Annotated in this window: 15 protein-coding genes; 8 read left to right on the top strand and 7 right to left on the bottom strand. The window is 69.7% G+C overall.

What is annotated here, in order from left to right:
• The first annotated feature begins 9 nt into the window (after positions 1 to 9).
• The 6 genes from ACQPXB_RS07355 to ACQPXB_RS07330 all read left to right on the top strand — a co-directional run bounded on the left by ACQPXB_RS07355 (position 10) and on the right by ACQPXB_RS07330 (position 6187).
• Entirely contained in the window at positions 10 to 1248 is a 1239-nt protein-coding gene (locus ACQPXB_RS07355) for an MFS transporter (RefSeq protein WP_386949128.1), read from the top strand.
• Positions 1249 to 2318: 1070 nt separating this feature from the next.
• A complete protein-coding gene (locus ACQPXB_RS07350; RefSeq protein WP_366578739.1) occupies positions 2319 to 3557 on the top strand; it encodes a GGDEF domain-containing protein in 1239 nt (412 codons plus the stop codon).
• Positions 3558 to 3657: 100 nt separating this feature from the next.
• Positions 3658 to 4458: a heavy metal-binding domain-containing protein gene (locus ACQPXB_RS07345; RefSeq protein WP_386949131.1), complete on the top strand. Its 801-nt coding sequence runs from the start codon at positions 3658 to 3660 to the stop codon at positions 4456 to 4458.
• Positions 4459 to 4468: 10 nt separating this feature from the next.
• The gene (locus ACQPXB_RS07340; RefSeq protein WP_366578735.1) at positions 4469 to 5287 is read left to right on the top strand and encodes a heavy metal-binding domain-containing protein; all 819 of its coding nucleotides are present in this window, start codon (positions 4469 to 4471) and stop codon (positions 5285 to 5287) included.
• Positions 5287 to 5703, top strand: coding sequence for a hypothetical protein (locus ACQPXB_RS07335; RefSeq protein WP_366578733.1), 417 nt, complete (start codon positions 5287 to 5289; stop codon positions 5701 to 5703). Before ACQPXB_RS07340 ends, ACQPXB_RS07335 begins: the two co-directional genes overlap by 1 nt.
• Positions 5704 to 5770: 67 nt before the next feature.
• Positions 5771 to 6187: a VOC family protein gene (locus ACQPXB_RS07330; RefSeq protein WP_386949137.1), complete on the top strand. Its 417-nt coding sequence runs from the start codon at positions 5771 to 5773 to the stop codon at positions 6185 to 6187.
• Here the strand turns inward: ACQPXB_RS07330 and ACQPXB_RS07325 are convergent.
• From ACQPXB_RS07325 to ACQPXB_RS07300, 6 genes are all read right to left on the bottom strand, one after another.
• The gene (locus tag ACQPXB_RS07325) at positions 6184 to 7182 is read right to left on the bottom strand and encodes an IS481 family transposase (RefSeq protein ID WP_432848563.1); all 999 of its coding nucleotides are present in this window, start codon (positions 7180 to 7182) and stop codon (positions 6184 to 6186) included. The genes ACQPXB_RS07330 and ACQPXB_RS07325 overlap by 4 nt on opposite strands.
• Before the next feature lie 121 nt (positions 7183 to 7303).
• Positions 7304 to 8059 carry an SDR family NAD(P)-dependent oxidoreductase gene (locus tag ACQPXB_RS07320; RefSeq protein ID WP_432850303.1) on the bottom strand — a complete coding sequence of 252 codons (756 nt, stop codon included), beginning with the start codon at positions 8057 to 8059 and terminating at the stop codon, positions 7304 to 7306.
• A 52-nt stretch (positions 8060 to 8111) separates the two neighbouring features.
• The gene (locus tag ACQPXB_RS07315; RefSeq protein WP_432850301.1) at positions 8112 to 9080 is read right to left on the bottom strand and encodes a zinc-binding dehydrogenase; all 969 of its coding nucleotides are present in this window, start codon (positions 9078 to 9080) and stop codon (positions 8112 to 8114) included.
• A gap of 234 nt (positions 9081 to 9314) precedes the next feature.
• On the bottom strand, positions 9315 to 9542 hold the full coding sequence (locus ACQPXB_RS07310; RefSeq protein WP_432850299.1) for a hypothetical protein: 228 nt from the start codon (positions 9540 to 9542) through the stop codon (positions 9315 to 9317).
• 96 nt (positions 9543 to 9638) lie between these two features.
• Positions 9639 to 10493 (bottom strand): SCO6745 family protein, encoded by an 855-nt coding sequence (locus tag ACQPXB_RS07305; protein ID WP_432850297.1) that lies wholly within the window; start codon positions 10491 to 10493, stop codon positions 9639 to 9641.
• Positions 10494 to 10562: 69 nt separating this feature from the next.
• Complete coding sequence (locus tag ACQPXB_RS07300; RefSeq protein ID WP_432850295.1) at positions 10563 to 11579, bottom strand: S1 family peptidase; 1017 nt, start codon at positions 11577 to 11579, stop codon at positions 10563 to 10565.
• A 273-nt stretch (positions 11580 to 11852) separates the two neighbouring features.
• On the opposite strand from ACQPXB_RS07300, the gene ACQPXB_RS07295 reads away from it, so the two are divergent.
• Entirely contained in the window at positions 11853 to 12287 is a 435-nt protein-coding gene (locus ACQPXB_RS07295; protein WP_432850293.1) for an SRPBCC family protein, read from the top strand.
• 13 nt (positions 12288 to 12300) lie between these two features.
• On the opposite strand, the gene ACQPXB_RS07290 is transcribed toward ACQPXB_RS07295, so the two are convergent.
• Entirely contained in the window at positions 12301 to 12612 is a 312-nt protein-coding gene (locus ACQPXB_RS07290; RefSeq protein ID WP_432850291.1) for a GNAT family N-acetyltransferase, read from the bottom strand.
• A 253-nt stretch (positions 12613 to 12865) separates the two neighbouring features.
• Here ACQPXB_RS07290 and ACQPXB_RS07285 point away from each other — a divergent pair, with 253 nt between their 5' ends.
• Entirely contained in the window at positions 12866 to 15103 is a 2238-nt protein-coding gene (locus tag ACQPXB_RS07285) for a family 2 encapsulin nanocompartment cargo protein terpene cyclase (protein WP_432850289.1), read from the top strand.
• The last annotated feature ends 394 nt before the right edge of the window (positions 15104 to 15497 follow it).

The following is a 15497-nucleotide window of genomic DNA, read 5'->3' as shown; positions in this document are numbered from 1 at the left end:
TCTGATCATATGAGCGCCGGCGCCCCGACATTCCGAAACGTGTTCGGCGTGACCGAATTCCGGGCCCTGTGGCTCGCGCACGTGCTGTCGGTCGCCGGTGATCAACTGGCTCGGGTCGCGCTCACGGTCCTCGTGTTCGACCGTACCGAATCCGCGGGCTGGGCGGCGCTCACGTACGCGCTGACTTACCTGCCCGATCTCCTCGGCGGCGCGCTCGGCGGGCTGGCCGACCGGTTCCCGCGCCGCACGGTGCTCGTGGTGGCCGACGTGCTGCGGGCCGTGCTCGTGGCCGTGATGGCGATCCCGGGGCTGCCGTGGCCGGTCGCGGCGGCGCTGCTGGTGGTGGTGCAGCTGGCGGCCGGGCCGTTCCAGTCCGCGCGGCAGGCCGTGCTGCCGGACATCCTCGGCCCCGACCGGTTGCCCGTCGGCCAGGCGATGTTGTCCTCGACGTACCAGGCGGCGCTCGTGATCGGCTTCGGCGCGGGCGCGGCGGTGGTCGCGTGGCTCGGCGTGACGGGCGCGCTGGCCGTGGACGCGGTGACCTTCGCCGTGTCGGCACTCGCGCTGCGGTGGGGCCTGCGGCCGCACCCGGTGAACGTCGTCGAGCGGGGTCCGGCGCCTTCCCAGTGGGCTTCGCTCGTCGCGGGCTGCCGGCTGGTCGGGCGGGACCGGCGGTTGCGGTCGTTGCTGGCGATCGCGTGCTGCAGCGGGTTCTACGTGGTGCCCGAAGGCCTGGCCGTGCCGATCTCCGCGCAGCTCGGCGGTACGGCGGTGCTGGCGTGGCTGCTCATCGCCAACCCCGTCGGTTCGCTGCTCGGCGCGGTGCTGCTCAGCCGGGTGCCACGCGTACGCCAGGCGCGGCTGCTCGGGCCGCTCGCCGTGGCGACCAGCCTGGTGCTGCTGCCGACGGGCTGGACGCCCGGGCTCGTCGTGCTGGTGGTTTTGTGGACGTTGTCCGGGATGTTCTCCGCGCACGACTTGATCACTCAGGTGCAGTACAGCCTCGCCGCCCCGCCCGAACAGCGCGGCCAGGTGATCGGCGTCGCGATCGCGGCCCTGCGGGCGTCGCAGGGCGTCGCGATCGCGGCCGCCGGCGCGCTCACCCAGGTGCTCGCGCCCACGACCGTGGTGGCCGTCGCGGCCGTCGCCGGCGCGACCGTCGCCGCCCTCGCCGCCGCGGCCTGGCTGCGCGCGGCGTGGCCTCGTCGAAGTCCCCTCGACGAGGCCACGCCACCTGCCGCGTCCTGAACCACACGGCTCACGTCCGGTGACCGGCCCACCTCCTCGTGGTTCTCGTGGTGCTCGTGGTTCTCGTGCACAGTCGGGCTCTCTCGCGGGCAGGACTCACGTCCAGTTGTTGTCACGCATGCCTTTCACCCCCTCGTCGGGTGTTCGCGGGCTTCGGGTCAGCAGGTCCAGTTGTTGTCGCGCACCTGGCGCTCCTCTCGGTCGGTCGGGGCCGTTGCTGTCGTCGGGCGGGGGGTCAGCGGGTCCAGTTGTTGTCACGCACGGGCGTCTCCTCTCGGGCTCGTCGGGGTGACCGGCTTGGTTCAGCGGGTCCAGTTGTTGTCGCGCACCGGCGTCACCTCTCCGCTCGTCGTGTTCGTTGGTCTGACCTCAGAACCGCGGACCTCAGCGGGTCCAGTTGTTGTCACGCATCGTCGAAACCTCCTTCCCCGCCAGTGCTTCGCCCCATTCGCCGGTCACCAGTTGTTGTCACGCACGGCTCTACCCCCTTTCACCTCGGCTGTTCAGCGGACTTCGGCCGTCACCAGTTGTTGTCCCGCACCGCCGGACCTCCTTTCCGCATCGCGGTTCGCCAACAGTTCGGACACTCACCAGTTGTTGTCCTGCACCGTGGACACCTCCTCCCACAGATCGCACCGAAACGCTTGCAACCCTCGACCTCAGGTCGAGCTCAACGGTCCAGACCACTCAAGCCGAAGCCGCCCAGTTGTTGTCGCACACCGTCGTCACCTCCTCGCCAGGGCCGCACCGACCGGCGGGTTCGCGGAGCTCGCCGGTCACCGATCGTGGTTGTCGCACGTCAGTGGCTTCAGTGGCCGGAGACCGCGGATTCCCAGGTACGCCAAGGAATCCCGGCGGGCCACCACTACGCTCAGTGGTCACCTCCCCTCTGCGCGGGCCGGGCGCTGGGCTGTCCGGGCGAAATTCCCCGGCCAGGTCCCATAGTCCGGACCACGGGCGGCACACGGCGCGCCCCGTCGTTTACGGTAGAAGCCAACCGGGTGAGGTGAAGAGTGCGCGGACGAGCAAACCGGTCTGCCGGATGGTTCACGGGCTGGCGCCTTTGGCGGTTGCCCTCGCACGTCCGCACTTATGTGCTCCTCGTCAACTTCCTGGCGATCCTGGCGTCGGTGAGCACCGCGTGGCTGGTGCCGGTGCACCAGCAGGACTTGATTCGCTTCGGCGTGCTGGCCGTGTGCGCGGCCGCCGCCATCGAGGCCACGCGCCACATCGAGCGCCAGCGCGAGTACAACCGCGCGCCCACGGTCGCGTACGTCGACACCAAGGCCGTGTGGAGCATCGCGGCCGTGGTGGCGCTGCCGGCCGTGCTCGCGACGGCGATGGTCGTGTTCACGTACGCGGTGGCGTGGTGGCGTGTCTGGCCGCGGGAACGGCCGGTGCTCCCCCACCGCTGGATCTTCTCCGCCGCGTCGGTGCTGTGCGGCACCCAGGCGGCGGTCGCCGTGCTCGCGCTGGGCATGCACCACTACCCCGGCGTGCCGGCCGCGGGGTTCCTCCCCGGCCTCACCGACCTGGTCGTCGTCATCTTCGCGGCCGCCCTGCGCTGGGCCATCAACACGGCGCTGGTGATGGTCGCCATCGCGCTCTCCAGCCCGCCGCGGACGCTGTCGGACCTGTTCTCCGGCTTCGGCGACCAGCTGCTGGAGGCCGGCGCGATCGGCCTCGGCCTGGTCACCGCCGCGCTGCTCCTGCTGGCCAACCCGCTGGTGCTCACCGGCGTGGTCGTGGCGCTGGTGGCGCTGCACCGCGGCCTGCTGCTCGCGCAGTTCCAGCGCGACGCGCGCACCGACGTGACCACGGGCCTGGCCACCAAGCGCTGGTGGCGCACGCTGGCCGAGCAGTACCTCGAGCGCGCCCGCACGGGCAACGGCACCGTCGGCGTGCTGCTGCTCGACCTCGACCACTTCAAGGCCATCAACGACACCTACGGCCACCCGACGGGCGACGTCGTGCTGCGCGAGATCGCCATCGCGCTGCGCAGCGAGGTGCGCGACCAGGACATCTGCGGCCGCTGGGGTGGCGAGGAGTTCGCGATCGTGCTGCCCAACGTCCCGACGATGGAGCAACTCGGGCAGCTCGCCGACCGCATCCGCCGGCGCATTCCGAAGGTCGTCGTGCCGTTGCCCGAGCGCGACACGGTCATCAGCGACCTCACCGTGTCGATCGGCTGCGCGCTCTACCCGGCCGAGCACCTCACGGGCGTCGACGACGTGCTGGTCGCCACCGACACCGCTCTTTACCGGGCGAAGCAGGCGGGCCGCAACCGCGTGGAGCTCGCCACACACTGAAGGACGTTCCGGACAACCCCGCCTTCTCGTTCCGACTTAGCCTCCCCCGCGTGCCACGATGGACGCTGAGGGCCGCGCCGAGGCCCGCGAGGAGGTCCGAGTGCCCGACTGGGATGGCCGTGGACTGCCGCCGGTCGCGCGGGCTCGCGTCGACCGGTTCGCTTCGTCCGGCCTGCGCACCTCACTGCTGAGCGTCCCCGGCGCGGTCGGCTCGGAATTCGCCGGATTCACCCCCGTGGGGGAGGTCATGGGGTGCGTCGTGGAGCGCCTCGGCTGGACCTCCGGCTTCGGCATCACGCCGAACCAGCAGGCCGCCATCTACGCCGACGCGCTGCGGCAGGGCTACCGCATCGCGCTGGACCGGCTGCGGCTGGAGGCCGAGGCGATCGGCGCGGACGGCGTCCTCGGCATCACCACGTCCGTCACGCGGCTCGACGAGACCATGCAGGAGTTCGTGGCCCTCGGCTCCGCGGTGCGCGCCGAGACGTCGCAACGGCCGGGCCGCGTCTTCACCACCGAGCTGCCGGGCCAGGACGTCGGCAAGCTGATGCAGGCCGGCTGGGTGCCCGCGGCCGTCGCGATCGGCATCTCCGCGCACACCACGTTCGACTACAACATGCAGTACCAGACCACGATGTGGGCCGGGAACGTCGAGGTCGACGCCCACACCCGGCTCGTCACCGAGGTGCGGGCCGACGCGCGCAGCCAGTTCCGCAAGACCGTGCAGACCACCGGCGCCGACGGGGCGATCGTCTCGCGGATGTCGCTCGACACGTGGCAGCTGGGCGAGGTGGCCGTGGCCGGGGTGGCGAGCGTGTTCGGCACCGCCATCGCGCGTTTCCACAGCGGCAGCGCCGCGCCCACGTCCGCGCTCACCATCCTGCCGCTGAACCGAGTTTGAAGGAGGCCCTGTGACGACCACGGACCCCGCCGCGCAGCACATCCCCGAGGATGCGATGCGCCGGCTCGCCGAGATGCGGCCGGGCCAGGCGACGAGCCTGTTCACGTCCGACCTGAGCGTGAACGAGTTCCTGCTCGTGCGCGAGGCCGGCTTTCGCCCGCTGGGCCTGGTGCTCGGGTCGAGCATCTACCACGTCGGGTTCCAGATGGGGCGCTGGAGCAAGAACCAGGAGATGGACCGGCTGTCGGCCGCGATGTACCACGCGCGCGAGCTCGCGATGACGCGCATGGAGACCGAGGCCGACCTGCTGGGCGCCGACGGGATCGTGGCCGTGCGCCTGGAGATCGAGTTCAAGGAGTTCGGCAGCGACCTGGCGGAGTTCATCGCCGTCGGCACCGCGGTGAAGGCCGACGAACCCGGCCAGTGGCGCAACAACACCGGCAAGCCGTTCACGTCCGATCTGTCCGGCCAGGACTTCTGGACGCTGGTGCAGGCCGGGTACGCACCGCTGGGCATGGTGATGGGCACCTGCGTCTACCACATCGCGCACCAGCGGTTCCGCCAGGCGATGAGCAACATCGGGCAGAACGTGGAGATCCCGCAGTACACCGAGGCCCTCTACGACGCCCGTGAGCTCGCGATGTCACGCATGCAGGCCGAGGCCGAGCAGCTGCACGCCGAAGGCATCGTGGGGGTGCAGTTGCTGTCACTGCCGCATCGATGGGGCGGGCACACGACGGAGTTCTTCGCCATCGGCACCGCCGTGAAGCCACTGCGCCCCGACCACCGCATCACCAAGCCGCAGCTCGTGCTGCCCCTCACCGACTGATGGCCGGGTCAGAGCTCGGCCCGGCCGGCGAGTTCCACCTCCTGGTGGCCGCGCTGCGCGCCGATCGCGCCGACGTCGAGTCCTACACGCGCGTGCTGTCCGAGACCCTCGGCGACGCCCTCCCCCCGGGCATGGTCGAGATCGACCGGCGGCGCAGCTTCGCCGACCGCGTGGCCGGGCGCCTCGGGCAGCCGGTGGAGGTGCGCGTGTCGACGCCGCACCAGCTGCTCGTGCTCACAGCCGGGCGATCCGGCGGGGTCACGGGTGAGATTCGCCAGGTGGTGCGCGGGGTCGTGATCAGCCGCCGGGACACCGACGTCGAGGAATGGGTGACGGTGCTCGCCGAGGAGCTGCAGGCGCTGGCTTCGCGGGACGCGAAGGCGCGGGAAGCGTTGTCGCGGTTCCTCGGCAGCTGACTTTCTGGCCGGCGTGGTTGAACCGCCCGACCTTGACCCGCCTGGTTTGCCCGGTTAGACATCGGGGATGGACTGGACACTCGAGGTCGTCATCGTTCCCGTGTCCGATGTGGACCGCGCCAAGGCGTTCTACGCCGAGCAGTGCGGTTTCCACCTCGACCACGACACCGTGGTGGGGCCCGGCGCCCGCGTCGTGCAGCTGACTCCCCAGGGCTCCGGGTGCTCGATCGTCGTCGGCGAGGGTGTGGTGCCACCGATGCCGCCCGGCTCACTCAAGGGCCTGCAGCTCGTGGTCGCCGATCTGCCGCGCGCCCGCGAGACGCTGCTCGCGGGCGGCGTCGACGTCAGCGAGATCCAGCTCCTCGGGCCCGACCCGGCCACGGGCCGGCCCGAGGACCTCGACAACATCGGCTTCTTCCACTTCTCCGACCCGGACGGCAACGCCTGGGCCGTGCAGCAGATCTCGGCGCGCGGCAAGAGCTAGTTGTGATGTCCAGGGAGGTTGGTCAGCCGGGTGATCGGTGGGTGGCCTCCGATGGCGCTGTGGGGTCGGTGGTGATTGTAGAAGTGGAGCCAGGCTGGTAGGGCGGCTCGACGGTCGGCTTCTGACTTGTAGAAGTGGGCGTAGGCCCAGCCGTCGGCCAGGGTGCGGTGGAATCTTTCGATCTTCCCGTTGGTTTGCGGGCGGTAGGGCCGTGTCCGCTTGTGGGTGAGGCCAAGAGCGGTGCAGGTGTCGCGCCACGCGAACGAGCGGTAGGCCGAGCCGTTGTCGGAGAGCACTCGCTCGGTGGTGACGCCGCGGTCGGCGAACCAGGTAACGGCCCGGTGCAGGACGCTGATGGCGGTCGCGGCGGTCTCGTCCGCGCAGATCTCGGCGTAGGCGACCCGGGAATGGTCGTCGATGACGGTGTGCAGGTAGGCGGTGCCGAGTTTGGGTCCGTGGTGCCTGTCGCGTTCTCCGGTGCGGTAAGCGGTCTGCGTGCGGTTGCGCTTGCCCTGCCGTTTGCCGACGTAACGCCAGCCGCCGCCGTCGGGAATGTTGCCGAACTTGGTCACGTCGACGTGGATCAGTGAGCCGGGGCGGTCGTGCTCATAGCGACGCAACGGTTCTCCGGTGACCCGGTCGATGCGGGCAAGCCGGTTGATCCGGCACCGGGTCAGAACCGCATGCACGGTGGAAGCGGGCATACCCAGCCGGCCACCGATCTGCACGGGCCCCAACCGCTGCCGCCACCGCAACCCTACGATCCGGCGCACGAGCTGCTCAGGTGTTGCAGCCGGGCTGCGGTGTGGCCGGGAGCTGCGGTCGGCCATACCCGCCTGACCCTCGGCGCGATACCGCGCGGCCCACTTGCCGGCCGTGCGCGGCGCGACCATGAACATTCTCGCCGCAGTAGTCGCGGTCCAGCCCTCTTCGACAATCAACCGAGCAAGACGCAACCGGGCCCGCGGGGTCAACGCAGCATTAGGGTGGGACACGAAGGCCTCCCGTTGGTGAAGCGGTTCCTCAACAGCTCCACTTCACAACCGGAGGCCTTCGCCTGTCTGCACGACAGGCCGACCTCACCTCAACCGAGAACAACGTCCCCGGACATCACAGCTAGTCCACCAGCGCGCCGCAGCTGATGTTGGCCGTCGCGGCGGTCATGGTGCGGCCGCGATCGGAGGCCACGAACGCGGCGACCGCGCCGACGTCCGCGAGCGTCGCGGGCCGGCCGAGCATCGTGGTCTTCGCGATCTCGTCCGTGACCAGGTCGGCGTGCGCGAAATCCGCGGGCAGCGATTCGGGCACGCCGCCGGACCTCAGAGTGACGGTGCGGACGCCGTAGCCGCCCAGCTCAGCGGCGAGCTGGCGGCGCATGGCCTCGAGCGCGGCGAACGCCACCTGCAGACCGCCGACCGGGTGCGTGCGCACCGGGTCCCCGTCGCCGCCGAAAACGAGCACGACGCCGCCGCCCTGGCGCTTCATGTGGCGGCCGGCCGCCCGCATCGTGAGAAACGTGGTGCGCACGGCGGTGACCACGGGCTGTTCGTAGTCGGCCAAGGACATCTCCAGCAACGGGGTGCCCTGCACGTCGCCGTGGGTGATGACGTTGACCGAGATGTCGAGGCTGCCTGCCTCGGCGACCACGGCGTCGGCGTGCTTGTCGACGGCCTGCTCGTCCAGGGCGTCAAACTCCTCGACGTCGGCGCGCCCGCCCGTCGCGCGGATCTCGTCGGCCACCTTCTCGAGCTTCGCGCGCGTGCGGCCGGCCAGGAAGACGCGTGCGCCCTCCTCCGCGAACGCGCGCGCGATGGCGCCGCCGATCGCTCCGCCACCGCCGTAGACCACTGCGTTCTTGCCTTCGAGCAGCATGGGCTCTCCGTTCGTCGGGTTTCCGCTTCCACCCGTGCGTCGAACGAGGTGCTCAGGAATCGACAGGATCTCCGTCATTTCGGACGACGAGCACGATCCGGCGCCCGTGCAGCTCACCACGCTCCATCCGGCCGTGCGCGTCGGCGGCTTCGGCGAACGGCACCCGCTCCACGGCGCGCGGCCGCAGGCCACCGGCGGCAAACCGCTCGTTCAGCGCCGCCGCCGCGTCGGCCAGCTCGGCGGCGCTCGCGCGGGAGATGACGAACCCGACCACGGACTGGTCGTTCAGGTACAGCTCACCGGCGGGCAGCACCGGGCGGCTGCGCGGCCCCGCGAGCAGCACGATCCGGCCGCGGAAAGCCAGGTGCGCCACGGCGGTTTCGAGGTCGTTGGTGCCGGAGGTGTCCACGTAGAGGTCGATGCCGTCGGGCAGGTCGGTCCTGCGGTAGTCCAGCGCCACGTCGGCCCCGCGGGTCACGCAGTGGTCCAGATCCGCGGCCGACGCCGTGGCCACCACCCGCGCACCCGCCGCCGCGGCGAGCTCGATCAACGCGGTCCCGACGTTGCCGCCACCCCCGACGACCAGCACGGTCTGCCCCGCGCGCAACCCGCCGTGCGTGAACAACGCCAGGTACGCCGTGGCCGCCGGGTGCACCACGGCGACGGCGTCGAACGGATCCACCCCGGCGGGCAGGCGGTACAGCCGATCCGCCGCCACGGCCACGCGCTCGGCCACCGCGCCCTGCCGGCCCCCGTGCCCGAGGCTGTTGCCCCACACCGTTTCCCCGGCCGCGAAGCCGTTCGCCGAATCCACGACGCGACCGACGAAATCGCGCCCCAGCACGAGCGGCCACGGCCCGGGCACCGGCCACATCCCGTTGCGCACGAACGTGTCCACGGGGTTCACACTGCCCACGACGACGTCGACGAGCACCTCCCCGAGCGCCGGCACAGGATCGGGGAGCTCGCCGAAGCGGATCTCCTCGACCGGGCCGGGCTTCCCGACGAACGCAGCCTTCACTCAGGCGAAACTACCAGCGGTGAGGATCGCGTGGCCGTGTCGTTCTTTGGCTTCGAGGTAACGGTGGCCATCGAGTACTTACGCACTGAACGCGCCCGCCGACCGTGAAGTCGCGACCCATGTTCAATAGCTGGTGTATCAGCGCTGCCGAGAATCTTTCGCGAGAACCCGGCATGTCATCGGTTGCTGGGTCCCGCAGTGGCCAACGACCACTTCACGACCTCGACGGCAGGCTCAAAGGTCACCAGCAGAGCGACGACGCTCCGCCAGGGCCTCGCGGCTCGCGCGGCTGTGCAGATCCGCTGTGGACAGTCCGACCTGCGTTTCGTTCATCCAGCCCACGTAACTGCCATCACCACTCTGGGTGACGAGCACTGCCGTGGTCGGCGTTTTCGCGCCGGGCGTCTGCTTGACCAGATCGGTCGGCAGACCCGCTTCGTCGAGGTAGGAAACAATCGACATGACCAGGTCGTCACCTCGACGGCGCGATCAGGCGAGACCGCCGGCGGACACCGCACGGCCCGCGACTCGAGAACCGAGCCGCGGGTTTTCCGTGTCTTACGGCCGGACCGCGCCCATGGGGTTCGGGATCGGCAGGCCGCCCGCGTCGACGACCGCGCGGCTGAGGGGTTCGGCCAGCTCCAGCACGCGGTCCACGGCGTCCGGGCCGAGGGCGTCGAGCGGGTCGGTGGCCAGGCGGTCGGTCATCTCCTCGACGTCGCGGCGGACGGCGGCGCCGCTCGCCGTGAGCCGGCCCGCGGAGTCGAGCAGGCCACGGGAGAGCAGGCGCGCCGTCGAGTCGTCCCATTCCTCGTCGGTCCAGCCGCGGGCGCGTTGCACGAGCTCGCGGGTCGTGGCGCCGGCGGCGATGTGGGTGAGGCTCGCGTCGAGGCCGGACAGCCCGGCGGAGACGCCGGCGAGCACGTGGCCGTCGCCGCGGTGTTCCCGCAGGGCGCAGGTGGCGAGCCAGAGGCGGGCCGGCGGCCGGTCGGGGCGTTCGGCCGAAGCCCACGCGGCGGCGAGCGGACGGCCGTCGAACCGGCAGCCGGCGACGGCGCGTTCGAGCAGCTCGGCCAGTTCGGTGAGTTCGGCGCCCGGCGGCAGCAACCGCGTCAAAGCGGCTTCCACGGCGAGAATCCGGCTCTGCAGCACGTCTTCCGGCTTCGCGAACGTCCACGCGTCGGGCAGGGCGCGCGCGACCATCCCCGGTGCGAAGCCGTAGAACATCGACGTGACCGGCCCCGGTCCGATCGGGCCCAGCGGCGCCGCGCGGCCCGCGAAATAGCCCATCCACCAGCCGCGCAGGCCCACTTCCTTCGCCGCCGCAGCGGGCTCGGGCGCGAAGTAGACGACGGCGTGCAGCGGCTCCAGCGCGACCCAGAACCGCCTGGCCAGGCTCGAATTCGGCTCCATGACGATCAGCGTACGCACGAAGAAGGCCCCTCCACCTGATGAGTGGAGGGGCCTTCCGTGGCGCAGGTGTCAGGCGAGCTCGAGCCCGTAGGACTGCAGCTCGAGGGTGAGCGGGTAGAAGTAGCTGGTCACGGTGTCGCCGCCGGACAGCGTGCCGAGGCCCTTCGAGCCGTCGTACGCCGGGCCGCCCGAGTCACCGTGGTCGGTGTGCGCGGTGGTGCCGAACTCGTGGTTGAGCACGCCCACGTCGAAGTTCACGGACTCGTCGACCGAGGTGACCTCGCCGCTGCCGCCGCCGGTGGTCTGGCCCTGCTTCTGGATCTGCTCGCCGACGGTCGGCGTGCCGGCGCTGCTGATGGTCTGGCCGGTGTTGATGGCGCCGTCACCCGAGCCGTTCGGGCGGGTCAGCAGACCGGAGTCCGCACCGGGGCAGTCGCTCTCCACCACGCGGGCGCCGGAGACGTCGCCGCCCGACCAGGTGCCGCCCTCGTTGGTGCAGTGGCCCGCGGTGAGCATCATCGGCTCGCCGCCCCGGGTGACGTTGAAGCCCAGCGAGCAGGTGAACTGGCCGTTGTTGATCGAGTCGCCGTCGGCGATGTAGGTCGACAGCTTGCCGGCGCGGTGCTCGATGCGGGCGGAGTCGCCCAGCTTCGCGGCGGCCGCGGTGACCTTGTCGACGGTGGTCTTCGAGGCGGCGTCGTAGATCTTCACGACGACCTGGTTGTTCTTGGTGTCGATGCCCCACGCGGTCTGCGGCACGTTCTTCACGGCGTCGAGCGAGTTCTTCGCGTTGGTCAGCGCGGCGAAGCTGTGCTTCACCAGCTTCGTGGCGAAGCCGGCGGCCTCGGCCTTCTGCTGGGCGGCCGCGTCGGTGACGTTGACGATGGCCTTGCCGTTGTCGAGGTAGATGCCACCACCCGACAGTCCGAGGCTGTCGACGACCTGCGACGCCTGGGTGATGGCCTGGGCCTGCATCTGCGCGAAGGCGAGCGGGCTGGCCGAAGCGGCGTTCACGCAAAGGCCGGCGGTGAGCGCCGCCGCCGAGAACACGGTGAAACCGGCGACGAACGTTTTCCGGGAAGTCATCGAATCTTCCTCCAGTTGAGCTGGACGGATCCTGCGCGAACGGCTCGCGCGACCACGGTGGGACTCCCCACACTTTTGTTGCCAGGCAACCAACGCACCACCGACGAAGGTTGGTTAATAACCAATTCATCCGGGCAAATCGGACTGTCCGCACCCGTTCGGCGCAGGTGCGCTAGGCCGAACAGCCGTGCGACCGCACCGTTCACTGGGATGGGTTACCCGCCGGGTGCCACGAGCCAATCGCGGAGCGGGGCTTCCGGTTAAGGTCGGCGCGTGCCCGACACCGAGCTGAGCCACGCGTTCACCGTGGCCGCGCCGCCCGCGGACGTCGTCGCCCACCTCGCGGAGCCGGCGAACTACGTCGGTTTGTCGCCGCTGGTGGTCCAGGTGCGCGATGTCGCGAGGGAAGAGGGGCTGACGCGGTACACCGCGGTGGAGCGGTTCCGCTTCTTCGGTTTCCTGCGGCACGACAACCCGATCGTCGTCACGCTCCTCACCACCGGCTCGACGGCGGTGCACGGCGACGTGGTGTCGCCCGGCGGCGTGCGGATGGGTTACCGGTTCGACCTCGAGCCCGACGGCGGCGGCACGCGCGTCACCGACACGCTGCGGCTGCACGCGCCGCCGGGCCTGCTTCGTTTCGCCGCTTCACGGGCCCGCGCGGTGCAACTCGCCCGCGCGGGCATCCTCGCCGAGCGGCTCGGCTGAGTCCACAAAGGACTCACTTCGCGGCGGAAGTGCCTTCCGGCCACTGGACGTGCTCTTCGTAGCCGGTGTGCTTGCGCAGGAACGCCGCGATGAACGGGCAAACCGGCACGATCACGCCACCGTTGGCCACGACGTCGTCGAGCGCGTACGTGGCCAGCGTGGTGCCGAGGCCGCGGCCGCCGAAGGCCTTGTCGATCTCGGTGTGGGTGAACACCGTCTGGTCGCCGCGCACGAGGTACTGCGTGAAGCCGGCCAGCTGGCCGTCCGCGTACACCTCGTAGCGGTGCTTCTCGTCGTTGCGGACCACGCGGGTCTCGTCGCTCATTCGTCGCTCCTCAAAGTCCGGGCATTCAGGTGAACGCCGGACAGCCTGCCGTACTTCCGGATGTCCCCGTGATCTTCACCGAAGAATGACGCCGCGGCGCGGGAAACGACCCACAGGTGATCCGGGCTGGGCCGCCCGGGCGACACGGTGCGGGCGATCGGGTGGAACGCCCGTGCGGACCTTCCGGGGCGCCGGGCGCGTTTGGTTGATTCTCTGGGTCGGTGACCACCACTGGGAAGGCCAGGACCGCGCTGTGCAGCCGTTCGCTCTGCCCGAGTTCTACATGCCCTACCCGGCCCGGCTGAACCCGCACCTGGACGGTGCGCGGGAGCACAGCAAGGCGTGGGCGTACACGATGGACATGATCGACGTCCCCCAGCACGGCACCGTGATCTGGGACGAGCACGACTTCGACTCCCACGACTACGCGCTGCTCTGCGCCTACACCCACCCGGACGCCGGCGCGACGGAGCTCGACCTCATCACCGACTGGTACGTGTGGGTCTTCTACTTCGACGACCACTTCCTGGAACTGTTCAAGCGCACCGGCGACATCGACAGCGCCCGCGCGTACCTCGACCGGATCGCCCTGTTCATGCCGGTCACGGGCGCCATCACGGCGACCGCGGAGAACCCCGTCGAGCGCGGTCTCGAGGACCTGTGGAACCGCACCGTGCCGCACCGCTCGGAGGGCTGGCGCCGCCGCTTCGTCGAAAGCACGCGCAACCTGCTGGACGAGTCGTTGTGGGAACTGGCCAACATCAACGAGGGCCGCGTCTCCAACCCCATCGAGTACATCGAAATGCGCCGCAAGGTCGGCGGCGCGCCCTGGTCCGCGAACCTCATCGAGCACTCGGTGCACGCAGAGGTCCCCGACGCCATCGCCGCCTCCCGTCCCATGGAAGTCCTGCGCGACTGCTTCGCCGACGCCGTCCACCTCCGCAACGACCTGTTCTCGTACCAGCGCGAGGTCGAAGACGAGGGCGAGCTCTCCAACGGCGTGCTGGTGTTCGAGAAGTTCCTCGGCTGCACCACCCAGGAAGCCGCCGACGCCGTCAACGACCTCCTGACGTCCCGGCTGCACCAGTTCGAACACACCGCCCTCACCGAGGTCCCGGCTCTCTTCGACGAGCACGCCGTCGATCCGTCCGGCCGCGCCGAGACCTTCGCCTACGTCAAGGGCCTCCAGGACTGGCAGTCCGGCGGCCACGAATGGCACCTGCGCTCCAGCCGCTACATGAACGAAGGCGCCCTCGACTCCCGCGGCGGCCCCGAGTTGCTGGGCGGCCCCACCGGCCTGGGCACCTCGGCCGCCCGCATCTTCTCTTCCCTGGTGGCGACCGCTCCCCAGCGCCTGCGCTCCTTCTCCCACCAGCCCCACGAGACCGTCGGCCCCTACGTCCGGCCCGAGATCTACATGCCGTTCGAGCTCCGCCTCAGCCCCCACCTCGCCACCGCCCGCGACCACCTCGCCACCTGGTGCACCTCCATGGGCTTCCTCGACGGCGCCGTCTGGGACGACCACAAGATGCGCGCCATGGACCTCCCCCTGTGCTCCGCCGGCATCCACCCGGACGCCTCCCCCGAGCAACTCGACCTCACCAGCGCCTGGCTGGCCTGGGGCACCTACGGCGACGACTACTACCCCGTGGTCTTCGGCGCTCCCAGGAACCTCGGCGGCGCAAAGGCGGCGACGGAGCGCTTCAAACTCTTCATGCCGCTTGCGGACGAGCCCATGCCCACTCCGGAGAGCCCGCTGGAGACCGGCCTCGCCGACCTATGGCTGCGGACAGCGGGCCCGATGAGCCCGGAGTCGCGCCGCGCGTTCCGCAAGTCGGTGGTCGACATGTGCGAAAGCTGGCTTTGGGAACTGGCAAACCAGGCCGAGAACCGCATTCCCGATCCGATTGACTACGTCGAGATGCGCCGGAAGACCTTCGGCTCGGACCTCACCATGAGCCTGTCGCGGATCTCTCACGGCCGGCTGGTTCCGCCGGAGATCTACCGGACTCGGACGATTCAGGCCATCGAGCACTCGGCCATGGATTATGCCTGCCTGCTTAATGATGTCTTCTCGTACAAGAAGGAGATTCAGTACGAGGGCGAGCTTCACAACTCGGTACTGGTGGTCCGCAACTTCCTCGACGTGGATGAGCAGACGGCATTAGAGATCGTCAACGACCTGATGACGGCCCGCATGAAGGAATTCGAACACGCCGTCAACGCGGGATTACCGGGCTTGTTCTCGGACTTCTCCCTCGACGACGACGTCCGCGCCGCACTGACGGCCTACACGGACGAACTGAAGGACTGGATGGCAGGCATCTTGAACTGGCACGAGGGCTGCGCCAGGTACACAGAGGAGGAAATCCGCCGCCGCCCAGGCATTCCAGCAGAAGCCGCCCCTGCCACCCCAACCTTCTCGACGGGCCCGACAGGACTGGGCACGGGCGCACTGCGCATCTCTTCCATCCTCCCCGCCGCCAGATAACCCACCAAGACCAACCACCTACCACTCAACCACCCACTGTCGGCCACCCAAACCCACCCACACGACAGACAGCGGGTCTACCCAACCCAAGACCCTCTCAACCAACCCCCCCGACCCTTCCCCGGCCGGCCCCCGACGAAGGTGAACCAACACGGCTCGGGGTAGCTTGTCAAGGTACTCTTTCCCGCCTTGACAAGCTACCCCGAGCCGTCGTGACAATTGAACTTCGGGGAGTTAATCGCAACCAATCTTTTGATCTTTAAAGAGAAAGACAAAAGATTAAAAGACATGAGCATGGCTAGCCCCCGCTGCGCTCAATGGTTCTACGGGACTTGCTTTGTGTCAAGGCTGGAAAGAGTACCTTGACACAAAGCAAGTCCCGTAGAAGAAAGTG

Source organism: Amycolatopsis sp. CA-161197 (assembly GCF_050942255.1).
Lineage (GTDB): Bacteria > Actinomycetota > Actinomycetes > Mycobacteriales > Pseudonocardiaceae > Amycolatopsis.
This window is presented reverse-complemented; position numbering and strand designations above follow the sequence as displayed.